Source organism: Streptomyces sp. NPDC045678, from assembly GCF_056432085.1.
In genome coordinates this window covers 109,217-121,322 of the sequence record NZ_JBWKJS010000007.1, presented here as the reverse complement: position 1 = coordinate 121,322, position 12,106 = coordinate 109,217, and the positions used below count along the sequence as shown (strand labels likewise).

General features: G+C 74.0%; 10 protein-coding genes. 7 read left to right on the top strand and 3 right to left on the bottom strand.

Annotated features, from left to right (window positions below; all coding sequences use genetic code 11):
- Positions 1 to 15: 15 nt before the first annotated feature.
- Positions 16 to 603 (bottom strand): TetR/AcrR family transcriptional regulator, encoded by a 588-nt coding sequence (locus AC07DO_RS24605; RefSeq protein ID WP_479063240.1) that lies wholly within the window; start codon positions 601 to 603, stop codon positions 16 to 18.
- 195 nt (positions 604 to 798) lie between these two features.
- Here AC07DO_RS24605 and hmgA point away from each other — a divergent pair, with 195 nt between their 5' ends.
- The 3 genes from hmgA to AC07DO_RS24590 are packed head-to-tail and all read left to right on the top strand — an operon-like array spanning position 799 to position 4,198.
- A complete protein-coding gene (gene hmgA / locus AC07DO_RS24600) occupies positions 799 to 2,193 on the top strand; it encodes a homogentisate 1,2-dioxygenase (RefSeq protein ID WP_479062648.1) in 1,395 nt (464 codons plus the stop codon).
- Between the two features lie 27 nt (positions 2,194 to 2,220).
- Positions 2,221 to 2,970 carry a GntR family transcriptional regulator gene (locus AC07DO_RS24595; RefSeq protein WP_479062646.1) on the top strand — a complete coding sequence of 250 codons (750 nt, stop codon included), beginning with the start codon at positions 2,221 to 2,223 and terminating at the stop codon, positions 2,968 to 2,970.
- Positions 2,971 to 2,995: 25 nt separating this feature from the next.
- Complete coding sequence (locus AC07DO_RS24590; protein ID WP_479062644.1) at positions 2,996 to 4,198, top strand: type ISP restriction/modification enzyme; 1,203 nt, start codon at positions 2,996 to 2,998, stop codon at positions 4,196 to 4,198.
- Between the two features lie 215 nt (positions 4,199 to 4,413).
- Here AC07DO_RS24590 and AC07DO_RS24585 read toward each other — a convergent pair whose 3' ends face one another.
- Complete coding sequence (locus tag AC07DO_RS24585) at positions 4,414 to 4,683, bottom strand: hypothetical protein (protein WP_268770344.1); 270 nt, start codon at positions 4,681 to 4,683, stop codon at positions 4,414 to 4,416.
- A 480-nt stretch (positions 4,684 to 5,163) separates the two neighbouring features.
- Entirely contained in the window at positions 5,164 to 5,706 is a 543-nt protein-coding gene (sigK, locus tag AC07DO_RS24580; protein ID WP_479062642.1) for an ECF RNA polymerase sigma factor SigK, read from the bottom strand.
- A 190-nt stretch (positions 5,707 to 5,896) separates the two neighbouring features.
- Here sigK and AC07DO_RS24575 point away from each other — a divergent pair, with 190 nt between their 5' ends.
- The 4 genes from AC07DO_RS24575 (at position 5,897) to AC07DO_RS24560 (ending at position 12,102) form a co-directional block, all read left to right on the top strand.
- Entirely contained in the window at positions 5,897 to 7,447 is a 1,551-nt protein-coding gene (locus AC07DO_RS24575) for a DUF4331 domain-containing protein (protein ID WP_479062641.1), read from the top strand.
- Positions 7,448 to 7,584: 137 nt separating this feature from the next.
- Positions 7,585 to 8,922, top strand: a complete 1,338-nt coding sequence (locus tag AC07DO_RS24570) for a tetratricopeptide repeat protein (protein WP_479062640.1) — start codon at positions 7,585 to 7,587, stop codon at positions 8,920 to 8,922.
- A complete protein-coding gene (locus AC07DO_RS24565; protein WP_479062639.1) occupies positions 8,919 to 10,364 on the top strand; it encodes a nickel transporter in 1,446 nt (481 codons plus the stop codon). The genes AC07DO_RS24570 and AC07DO_RS24565 overlap by 4 nt, the downstream gene beginning before the upstream one ends.
- Positions 10,365 to 10,395: 31 nt before the next feature.
- Positions 10,396 to 12,102 carry a serine/threonine-protein kinase gene (locus tag AC07DO_RS24560; RefSeq protein ID WP_479062637.1) on the top strand — a complete coding sequence of 569 codons (1,707 nt, stop codon included), beginning with the start codon at positions 10,396 to 10,398 and terminating at the stop codon, positions 12,100 to 12,102.
- Positions 12,103 to 12,106: the final 4 nt, after the last annotated feature.

Genomic DNA, 12,106 nt, shown 5'->3' with positions numbered 1-12,106 from the left:
GGATGCCGGTGGCGCTCAGTTCAGGGACCGCGCGAAGTAGGCGTGCAGCAGGATCCGTGCCTCGTCGACGAGTGCCGGGTTCCCGGACGGGTCGGCTCGGAAGGCGAGTTGGAGTACCGCGTCGACCGCTTCGACGCCGACGAGGATGGTGCGGCGCAGGGCCGCGTCGAGCGGGCGGTTCAGGTGGAGGGCGAGGAGGGCGGCCACCCGGTCGGCGACCTGCGAGTTGGCGTCCGGCATCGCGTCCGGCGCGGAGGGGACGCCGAAGTCCACGAGGCCGAAGCCGGGGACGGTGCGCATCATCACCAGGTACTCGTCGAAGGCCGCGTCGACGGCGCCGCGCCAGTCGCCGTGCTCGATGCCGGTCACGCGGGCGGCCACCCGTTCCGCGTACGCGTCGAGGTTGCGGTGGGCCAGCGCGTCCGTGAGCGCCCGCTTGTTGCCGAAGAAGCGGTAGACCGAGCCGATGGGGACGCCGGCGCGCTGGGCGACGGCGCGGGTGGTGAGGCCGTCGTAGCCGGTCTCGTCCAGGACGGCGGCGCAGGCGTCGAGGATCCGCGTCAGACGCTCCGCGCTGCGCTCCTGTACGGGGAGGCGGCGCATGGAGGACGGGGGCCGAGGGCCGGGACGCGGGTCCCGCGGCGAGTCCCGGATCGGTTCCTGCGACGGGTCCTGGGGCGGGTTCGGGTGGGGCATGCCGGGAGAGTAGAGCACCGCTCACATTCCCGCTTCCTCTTGCGGAAGGAAAACGCGAATCCTACGGTGTCCCATAGGAATCACTGATGAGGGAGCGGTGTGATGAGCGGGGACCACGCAGGCAACGCGGACCGGACGGATGCGGGCCGCAGGGATGCGGGCCGGACGGATGCGCACGGGACGGACGCGTACGACGCACGCAAGACCGCCGAGGGGCTCACCTACCTCTCCGGCTTCGGCAACGAACACAGCTCCGAAGCCGTGCCCGGCGCACTGCCGCACGGCCGCAACTCCCCGCAGCGCGCTCCCCTCGGTCTCTACGCCGAGCAGCTGAGCGGCAGCGCCTTCACCGAGCCCCGCGCGCACAACCGCCGCTCGTGGCTGTACCGCATCCGGCCCTCGGCCGCGCACCCGCGGTTCACGCGCGCCGACACCGGCGCGCTCCGCACGGCCCCGTTCACGGAGTCGGTGCCCGACCCGAACCGGCTGCGCTGGAACCCGCTCCCCGAGCCTGCGCCCGGCACGGACTTCCTGGCGGGCCTGTGGACGCTGGGCGGCAACGGCGACGCGACGCAGCGCACCGGCATGGGCATTCACCTGTACCACGCCAACGCCTCGATGCGGGACCGGGTGTTCAGCGACGCCGACGGCGAGCTGCTCATCGTGCCCGAGCACGGCGGGCTGCTCCTGCGCACCGAGTTCGGGCTGCTGCACGCCGAGCCGGGCGAGGTCGCGCTGATCCCGCGCGGCGTCCGCTTCCGCGTGGAGCTCCTCGACGCGAGCGCCCGCGGGTACGTGTGCGAGAACTACGGCGCCCCGTTCCAGCTCCCCGACCTCGGCCCGATCGGCGCCAACGGGCTCGCCAACGCGCGCGACTTCCGGGCGCCCGTCGCGGCGTACGAGGACGTCGAGGGCCCGGTGGAGGTGGTGAACAAGTTCTGCGGCAACCTGTGGCGGGCCACGTACGACCACTCGCCTCTCGACGTGGTCGCCTGGCACGGCAACCACGTGCCGTACGTCTACGACCTGCACCGCTTCAACGTGATCGGCTCGATCAGCTACGACCACCCGGACCCGTCGATCTTCACCGTGCTCACCTCGCCGTCCGACACCCCGGGCCTCGCGGGCGTCGACTTCGTGGTGTTCGCGCCGCGCTGGCTGGTGGGCGAGGACACCTTCCGTCCGCCGTACTTCCACCGGAACGTGATGAGCGAGTACATGGGCCTGATCGAGGGCGCGTACGACGCGAAGGCGGAGGGTTTTGTCCCCGGCGGCGGTTCCCTGCACAACATGATGTCGGCGCACGGCCCGGACCGCGAGACGTTCGAGAAGGCGTCCGCCGCCGAGCTGAAACCGCAGAAGATCGACGACGGCCTGGCCTTCATGTTCGAGACGCGGTGGCCGGTGACGGCGACGGAACAGGCGGCAGGGGCGTCCCACCTGCAGCGCGGCTACGACGACGTATGGCAGGGTCTGGAGCGTCACTTCCGCAACTGACGCGACACCACCTGATTCGGAGAGATTGTGACCGCTTTCGCCCCGGACTCGATCGTCCTGAATCGGAAGCTGCCGCTCTGGTACCAGGTGTCGCAGTCCCTGCGCGCCTCGATACTGGGCCGCTCCCCCGATGCCCCGCTCCGGCTGCCCACCGAGGAGCAGCTGGCGGGGCATTACGGGGTGAGCGTGCTGACCATGCGACAGGCGCTCAAGGAGCTGGAGGACGAGGGGCTGATCACCCGCCACCGGCGGCGCGGCACGTTCATCGAGCCGAGCGCGCGGCGCGGCACCCCCGTCCGTCTGCTCGGCTCGGTCGACGCGATCGTGGCCCAGCAGTCGGGCATGACCACCCGCCTCCTCGACCACGGCGCCGCCCTGCCCCCCGCCGACCTCGCCGGGCACTTCCCCGGCTCGGCGGAGGTCGCGACGTACCACCGGCTGCGCTGCGACGAGAAGACGGGCGAGCCCACCAACCACGCCCGCAACTACGTCCGGCCCGAACTGGCGTCCCGCATCGACCTGGACGACCTCGTGCGCTGGCCCATGACGAAGGTCCTGCGCGACGTGGTGGGCGTCCGCATCAGCCGCATCACCGACACCGTCGAGGCCACGCTCGCCGACCCGGAGACCGCGCGCCTCCTCGAAGTGCCGCTGCTCAGCCCGATCCTGCACTACACCGGCGTCACGTACGACGAGGAGGGCCGCACGCTGGACGTGGCCCGCATCCACTACCGCGGGGACCGCTTCTCGTTCTCGGTCACGCTCGACGCGACGTGACGGGACCGGGCGGACACGTCGTACGATGCCGGGCGTGACGCACGACGAAGCGCCGCTGCTCGCGGACCTCATGCCGTGGTCCGTCGCACCGCTCCGGCCGGGCCGTGGGTGGCCGATGGGCCCGGACCCGGCTTCCCTGCAGGCACGTTGGAACGCCTTCGTCCGTGCCGAGGGACCGGACCGCGAGACCCTCTTCCGCCCCACCCGCGCCCGCACCCTGCACACCCCGGTCGCCCAATTGCCCGGCCACGGCGGCGCGACGGGCCGCCTGGCCAGGGAGACGGGTCCCTGCCCCGAGCCCGTGCGCGTCCTGCACGGCCCCTTCGACGAGCAGTGGCTGATCCCCGACCACCGCCTCATCGACGTCGCCCGCCCCGAGCTGTGGCGGGTGGCGGGCGAGGGCCAGCTCTTCGCCGTCGAGCAGGGCTACGTTCCCGGGGCGGCGGGACCCGCCGTCCTCGCGTCCGGAGTGCTGCCGGACGGCCGCTCCCCCGCGGGGCGGCCGGGACGGATACGGCCGCTGTTCCGGCGGCCCGGGGGCCACGAGCCCAACGTGGCCCCGGGCCTGCTCGCCCACCTGTCGGACGTCCTCGGCCAGGACGTCTCCGCGCGCGACCTGCTGGCGTGGGTCCTGGCCGTCGGCACCGGCTCCGCGGCGGGCTGCCGGGTGCCGCTCACCCGTGACGCCGACGCCTGGACGCGGGGCGTGGAGCTCGGCCGACGGCTGCTCTGGCTCCAGCTGCGCGGCAACGGCGAGCGCCCGAAGCTGCCCGGCGGCCGCAGGCCGTACGTCCGGGCACCGCTGCCCGCCCGGCCCGCCGCCCTGTCGTACGACGCTGCCGAGGCGATCCTGTACGTCGGCGACGAGGGCATCATCTCGCCGGTGCCGCGGGAGGCGTGGGAGTACGAGGTGAGCGGGGTGCGCGTCGTCGAGCGCTGGTTCGCGCTGCGCACGGAGACGGGCGAGGCGGGCACGCTGGAGGCGATCCGCCCCACGACGTGGCCCCAGCCGTGGACGTCCGAACTCCTCGAACTCATCACGGTGCTTGCACTGATGGCGGAGCTCGCCCCCGCGCAGGCGGAGCTTGCGGCGTCCCTGCGCGCCGCGGTCACCGGGGACGAGCTGCACGACGCGGGCATCCTGCCCGTACCCGACACCGCGCGGCGCCCCGCATCCGTCCTCGACCACCACGAAGAGGGCCCGGACGGCCAGTTCGCCCTGCTCTAGCCTCCCGAACCCAAGTACGGCAAAACCGCACCGACCGGGGGAGTTTGGACCTTTCGGCCCGGCGGTCGATGCGGTTCTGGCTGAAACTTTTCGGTGTGACGGGTGCACGCGGCACGGGTGATGCGTGCGGGGGTGATGGGTGACTACGGAGCGGAGCGGAGTGGGGGGAAAGATCCGCCGCGGAGCGGCGGTTCAGTCCCGGGGACCACCCGCGGTCAGCGTCCGCCGAACAGCGAACGCCGCAACCGGCGCAGTGGCGCGAAGAGCGAGACACGGCTCACTCGGACACCCCTGCTGCTGCGGGCGTGCGCGGCGTCACGTGAGGTCAGCTCACGCATCAGCAGCGTCGCCTCGTGTGCCTCGCGCTGCGGGACGGCGGGGCCGCCCAGCACCGAGAGGTGACGGTCGAGACGCGAACTGCTCGCGCTGCTGCCACAAGTGATCGCAGGGACACGCGCCCTGCTGCGCACTGTTATCTGTTCCATGTCACTCCCCACCCGTACGAGGGCACCCGGCCCAGGGCAGGTTAACCCTATCGCCCCATCGGTACACGCGTGTATCCCGGTCACAGGATTCACCTACCCCGTAAGGAGGTTGACGATTACTCTCCGAATCCAACTGATTCCAGGGCGAGTTGGACAAAGGGTTCGACAACGGGTCGGAGGGCGCCCGATCGCCCCGCCCGGGCGGGCGGGGCCCGGCCGCCCGCCGCATGACGGAGGACCGGGACGTGGGCTATCTCACGTGCGGGTTCCGCCTCCCGCGGCGCGCCGCGGTGACGGAAGCGGGGAGCGGGGACCGGCTCGGGCACGCACACCGGTCGGTGCCGTCCCGGGGCGTTCGGCGTACGGCAGCCCGCCCCCGTTCCCGCAGGGCGTGCGGCGCCGGGGCGGAGGCCGCGCACGCCAGGCGTACGGCGGGCTTCCCACCCCCTCGGCCCCCTCGGCCCCCGTCACCGGGCGGTCTCACCGGACGGCCTCCAGGCAGTCCCGCAGCCGCAGCAGCCCGTCGCGCATCCGGGTCTTGACCGTGCCGAGCGGCACGGAGAGGCGCCGGGCCACCTCGCGGTAGGTGCAGCCGTCGTAATAGGCGAGCACGACCGTCTGACGCTGCAGATCGGTGAGGCTGCCGAGACAGCCGCGCACCCACTCGCGCTCCAGACGCGCCTCGACCGCCTCGGCGACCTGGTCGAACGCGGGGCCCTCGCCGCGCCGCGCCGCACGCGCCTCCCGCTCGGTCGCGGCCCGCACGCTGCGCACCCGGTCCACCGCCCTGCGGTGGGCCAGCGTGAGGATCCACGGCAGGGCACGGCCGCGCGCCGGGTCGAACCGGGGAGCGGAGCGCCAGAGTTCGACGAACACCTCCTGGGTCACCTCCTCGGACTGCGCGCGGTCGCGCAGGACTCTGCGGACGAGGCCGAAGACCTGCCCCGACACCAGGCCGTACAGCTCCTCGAACGCCTCCTGGTCCCCCTTCGCGACCCGCGGCAGCAACTCGTCCGCTTCCATCCGCTCCCCCGCCCCCCGACGCCCGACGCCGCTCGTGCGACTGCCCCGGCATTCGGCGCGGGGGCCGCGACGGATGGAAACCCGCGCCAATCCGCCGGTGCGGCGGCCCCGAATGGGCTGTGTCAGTCGACCCGTGCGCACCAGTCGGCCGGGTCGGGCCAGGTTCATCGGACACTCAAGGACGGATGCGATGACAGCACATGCCAGGAGCCGGCAGGGGCCTCGCGGCCTCGCCGCGCTGGTCTGCGGCGCACTCGCCGCCGGGGGGCTCGCAGCCGCCGGGGTGAGTGCGCTGGAGCCGGGCTCCGCGCGGGCCTCCAGCCACCGGGAGGCCCCGCTGATCTCGGGTCAGCCGCAGTACGACAACACGGACGTGTACGCGTTCGTCAGCCCCGACAAGCCGGACACCACGACCCTCGTGGCGAACTGGACCCCGTTCGAGGAGCCCGCGGGCGGGCCCACCTTCTACCCCTTCCCGGAGGACGCCCAGTACGACATCCACATCGACAGCGACGGCGACGCGCAGGGCGATCTGGTCTACCGCTGGACGTTCGACAGCAAGGTCAAGAACGGCAACACCTTCCTGTACAACACCGGCCAGGTGACCAGCCTCGACGACCCGGACCTCAACGTCACGCAGTCGTACGACATCGACCTGCTGAAGCTGAAGGACCAGAAGGTCGTCTCCACCAAGAAGCTCGCGAACGACCTGCCGGTCGCGCCGTCGCGGGTGGGCGACGCCTCGATGCCCGACTACAAGAAGCTCCGCGACCAGGCGGTGCGGAAGGTCGCGGGCGGCACGTCGTACGTCGGACAGGCCGACGACCCGTTCTTCCTCGATCTGCAGGTCTTCGACTCGCTGTACGGCGGCGACCTCTCGCAGGTCGGCAAGGACACCCTCAAGGGGTACAGCGTGAACTCGGTCGCGCTGCAGGTACCGACCGCCGACATACGCCAGTCGGAGAAGCAGCCGACGGTCGGGGTCTGGTCGACGACCCAGCGCGAGAACGCCAAGGGCGACTACACGCAGGTGTCGCGGCTCGGCAGCCCGCTGGTCAACGAGCTCGTGGTGCCGCTGCGCGACAAGGACAAGTTCAACGCGTCCGCGCCGTGGAACGACGCGGACTTCCTGCCGTACGTGCAGAAGCCCGAGCTGCCGAAGCTCCTGGAGAAGGTCTACGGCGTCAAGGCGCCGGCCGAGCCCAGGAAGGACCTGGTCTCCGTCTTCCTGACCGGCGTGAAGGACCTCAACCAGCCGCCCGGCGTGCGCCCGGCGGAGGCCCTGCGGCTCAACACCTCCATCAAGCCGTCGGCCGACCCGAAACGGCTCGGCGTCCTCGACGGGGACACCGCGGGATTCCCGAACGGGCGGCGGCTCACCGACGACGTCGTCGACATCGAGCTGCAGGCCGTCGCGGGTGAACTCGTGGGCGCCAAGAACGACCTGGGCGACGCGGTGGACGCGAACGACCGGGCGTTCGGCAAGACGTTCCCGTACCTGGCGCTGCCCACGTCCCCGACACACGCGTCCGCGGCCAAGGGCGGCGGCGACAACACCTCGATGCGCGGCGCGCTCGGGGGCGGGGCGAAGGTCCAGGCCCCGTCGTCGTCCGACGGGTCCGGCGCGTCCGACGCGGTGCTGATCGCCTCCGCGGCGGCCGGGGCCGCGGGTGTGCTGCTCGTCGGGCTCGGGCTCGCGTGGTGGCGGGCCAGGAGGCGGGGTGCCGGCGGGGTCTTCTGAGCCCCTCCGGGCCCCTGCCCGGTGCTCTTCGAGCTCCTCCCTGAACGGGCGCGGTCCGCACCTGATCCCCCTGCGGGCCGCGCCTCCTCCCCCCTCTCCGTCTCTGCTTTCACTCTTCCGAACGATTGGTCTTCTCCGTGACACGCATCTCCGTACGGAGCGCCGTGGCCGTCGTCGCGCTGGCCCTCGCGCTCACCTCCGGCGCCGTCGTCGTCAGCGGTGGCGCGGGTGACGACGGGGCGGGGCGGTCCACGCCCGCCGCGGCCGGACCCGCGGCGCCGCTCGACGGTCTGCGCGGCGGCGACCTGGACCGGGGCGTGGAGGCGCTCCGGACCAGGCTGCGCGACCGGCCGAAGGACTTCACGTCCTGGGCCACGCTCGGCACGGCCTACGTCGAGCAGGCCCGCACCCGCGGCGACCCCGCCCTCTACCGCGCCGCCGACCGCGCCCTCGACCGCTCGCTGGAGCTGCGCCCCGGCTACGACGCGGCGCTCGCGGGGCGCGCCGCCGTCGCCGCCGCCCGGCACGACTTCCGCGGCGCCCTGCGCCACGTCACAGCCGCCCTCGCCGAGAACCCGTACGGCGAACGGGCCCTGGCCACCCGCATCGACGCCCTCGTCGAACTCGGGCGCTACGGCGCGGCGTCCCGCGCGGCCGACGAGGCGGACGCGCGGCGGCCCGGCATCCCCGTCTTCACGCGGTACGCGTACGTACGGGAGCTGCGCGGCGACACGGCGACCGCGCGGCGCGTCCTGGAGCGGGCGCTCGACGGTGCGACCGCGCCCGGCGACGTCGCGTACGTGGCGACCGCCCTCGGGCAACTGGCGTGGCGGCAGGGCGAGTACAGGGCCGCGCTGCGCCACTGCGGGGCCGCGCTGCGGGCGGACTCCACGTATCTGCCCGCCCTGGAGTGCCGGGCCAGGGCGCGGGCGGCACGGGGCGGGACGGCGTCGGCGGTGGCCGGGCTGCGCGAGGTCGTCGGGCGGCAGCCGCTGCCGGGTCCTGTTGTGGCGCTCGGCGAACTGTACGAGGCGAAGGGTGAGCCGGCGCGGGCCCGTGAGCAGTACCGCCTCGTGGACGCGTGGGCCGCGCTGGCCCGGGCGAACGGGGTCGACCCCGACCTGGACACGGCTCTCGCCGCGGCCGACCACGGGGACGCGGCTGTGGCGCTGCGGGCGGCGCGCGCCGAGTGGGAGCGGCGCAGGACGGTTCACACGGCGGACGCGCTGGGGTGGGCGCTGCACGTGAACGGACGGGACGAGGAGGCGCTGCGGTACGCGCGGCGCGCCACGGCCACGGGGTTCAAGGAAGCGGCGTTCCGCTACCACCGCGGGATGATCGAACGGGCCGTCGGGGACGAGGAGGCGGCGCGCGGGTCGCTGACGTCGGCGCTGCGCCTGAACCCCGGTTTCTCGCCGGTGGGTGCGCGCGAGGCGCGGGAGGCGCTGCGGTCGCTCGGGGGTGACGGGTCGTGAGGCGCCGGGGGCTGTGGGGGGTCCGGGCCGGTGTGGTGCTCGGGGTGGCCGTCGCGCTCGGCGGCCTCGGCGGTGGCGCGCACGCGCATCCGCTGGGCAACTTCACCGTCAGCCGGTACGACGGACTCGTCGCCGGGCCGGGGCGGCTGACGGTCGACCACGTGGAGGACCTCGCCGAGATCCCCGCCGCCCAGGCCGCTCCGCGCATCCGCGAGGCGGGCCGCGCCGGCTGGGCCGGGCAGCGCTGCCGGGGCGCGGCCGACGACACCCGCGTCACTGTGGCGGGACGGGACGCGGAGCTGACGGTGGGCGCCGCGCGGGTCCGGGTCCGGCCGGGACAGGCGGGGCTCGACACCCTCCGCGTGGAGTGCACCTTCACCGCTCCGCTGCCGCGGGAGGACGGGGTGACCGTGGAGTTCCGGAGCGGCGCGCGGGACGGCACCGGCTGGCGGGAGATCACCGCCCGCGGCGACCGGACGACCCTCACCCGCTCCGACGTGCCGAGGACCTCCGCGTCGGAACGGCTCACCCGCTACCCGAAGCGGCTGCTCTCCGCCCCGCCCGACACCGCCTCCGCGTCGCTGCGGATCATCCGGGGCGGCCCCGCCCTCGCGGACACCCGTCCCGGGGAGGGGGAGAGCGGCGTGGCCTCCGTGCTGCCCCGCGGTGCCGACCGCTGGGCGCGGGCCCTCACCGGCCTGGTCGGCCGGCATCCGCTCACCCCGGCCTTCGCCGCACTCGCCCTCGGCACCGCCGTGCTCCTCGGCGCCCTGCACGCGCTCGCGCCGGGCCACGGCAAGACACTCATGGCCGCCACCGCCGCCGCGCGCGGCCGTGCCTCCGTACGCGACGTGCTGCCGCTCGCCGCGTCCGTGACCGTCACGCACACCCTGGGCGTGCTCGCCCTCGGTCTGCTGGTGAGCGGAGGCTCCGCCGCGGGTCCGTCGGTGGTCGCCTGGCTCGGCATGGCCAGCGGGCTGCTCGTCACGGGTGCGGGGGCGCTGCTCGTGCGCAGGGCGTGGCCGCGACGGCGCGGGACGGGCCACGAGCACGGTCACCCGCACCCTCACGACCACGGCCACCACCACACGCACGCCCACCACCACTCCCCCGGTACCGGCCTGCGGGGCACGCTCTTCCTCGGTTTCGCCGGGGGTCTGGTGCCGAGTCCGTCCGCCGTCGTGGTGCTGGTCGGCGCCGCCGCGCTCGGCGAGGCGTGGTTCGGGCTGCTGCTCGTGGTGGCGTACGGGGTGGGGCTCGCCGCCGCGCTGACGGCCGCCGGGTTCCTCGTCGTACGCGTGGGGGCGTTCGCGGGGCGGCGCGTGGGGTCGGAGTGGGTGCGTCGGCACACCCGGCGGTTCCTGCCGCTCGGTTCGGCCTGCGTGGTTGTCGCTCTTGGGTGCGGATTGGTGTTCAAGGGGGCTGCAACGGCGCTCGGTTGAGCTACTTTTGTGGAGAATCGCACCGCTAGGGATGGGGGCGCCCGTGAGCCGGCCAGAGCGCGTGATCGCGGGGCGGTACCGCCTCCTCGCCCCGTTGGGCGAGGGCGGCATGGGCACCGTGTGGCGTGCCAGGGACGAGGTGCTCGGCCGCGAGGTGGCCGTCAAGGAGGTGCGCGCCCCCGCCGGGCTCCCGGCGCCCGAGGTCGACCGGTTGTACGCGCGCCTCGAGCGGGAGGCCTGGGCGGCCGCCCGCATCCCGCACCGGAACGTGGTGACGGTCTACGACGTCGCGACCGAGCACGGCCGCCCCTGGATCGTCATGGAGCTGGTGCGCGGCCTGTCGCTCTCCGACGTGCTGGAGGCCGAGGGCGCGCTGACCCCGCAGCGGACCGCCGAGATCGGCGCCGAGATCCTCGGCGCCCTGCGCGCCGCCCACGACGCCGGTGTCCTGCACCGCGACGTGAAGCCCGGCAACGTACTGATCGCGAACGACGGCCGCGTCGTCCTGACGGACTTCGGGATCGCGCTGGTCGAGGGGAGTTCGGCGCTGACGATGACCGGTGAGGTCGTCGGGTCGCCCGAATTCCTCGCGCCGGAGCGGGCGTTGGGGCAGCGTCCGGGGCCCGCTTCCGATCTGTGGTCGCTCGGCGTGCTGCTGTACGCCGCGGTGGAGGGCACCTCGCCGTTCCGTCAGGACACGCCGTTGAGCACGTTGCGCGCGGTGGTGGACGAGGAGCTGCCGCCCGCCCGCCGCGCCGGTCCTCTCACGTCGGTCATCGAGGGGCTGCTCCGCAAGGATCCGGACGAGCGGATGTCGGCCGCCGAGGCCGAGCGTGATCTGCGGATCGTGGCCGGGGGCGGCACCCCGCGCACGGAGGCGGCGTTCCCCTACATGCCGACGACCACGTCCGAGCGGCCGCCCTCCGGGCCGACGCCGCCCGCGCCCTTCCCCGTTCCGCCGCCGGGACCGGCCACGGTCGTCGGCGCCCCGACGGACGAGCCGCGCCGGGACCGCCGTGCGAGGGTCGCTCTGGTGGCGGGGCTCGTCGCGCTGGCGCTGGCCCTGGGCGGCCTCACGTACGCCCTGGTCGGCCGGGACGACGACGGGGGCGGCGGCTCCGAAGGAAACCAGAACAACGGCGCCGGGACGACCGGGTCCACCGGCGACGAGGACGGGGGCGGGTCGGCCGGGTCCACGGGCGGGAAGGACGACGGCGGCTCCACGGGCGGCGGCAGCGGAGGCAACGGCAGCAACGGTGGCAGCAACGGTGGCAGCAGCGGCAACGGCGGCGGCAACGGCAGCAACAGCGGGAACAGTGGAAACGGCGGCAACGGCGGCGGCACCAAGCCGCCCGCTCAGAGCGTGAAGGTGCACGTCGTGGGCGCCCACACGCAGTACGAGGGGGCGTGCCCGCCGGCGGCCGGTCAGGCGCCGTCGTTCGCCGCGACGTTCACGGTGGGGCGCGTGCCCGCCACGGTCGAGTACCGCTGGGTCACGGCGTCGGGCGAGTCCGGCGACCCGGGCTGGAAGACGCTGTCCTTCTCGTCGGGCGGCGGGAAGACCCGGCAGGTGAATCACGCGGAGACCGCGTACGACGAGGGCGGCGGGACGTATCAGAACTCCGTCCACGTCCAGGTGCGCGAGCCGGTGTCGGCGACGTCGAACTCGGTCGCGTACACGGTGGCCTGTGAGCAGGAGACCCCGACGGGCGGGGCCTCCTACACGCCGAACGGGTAGGTGG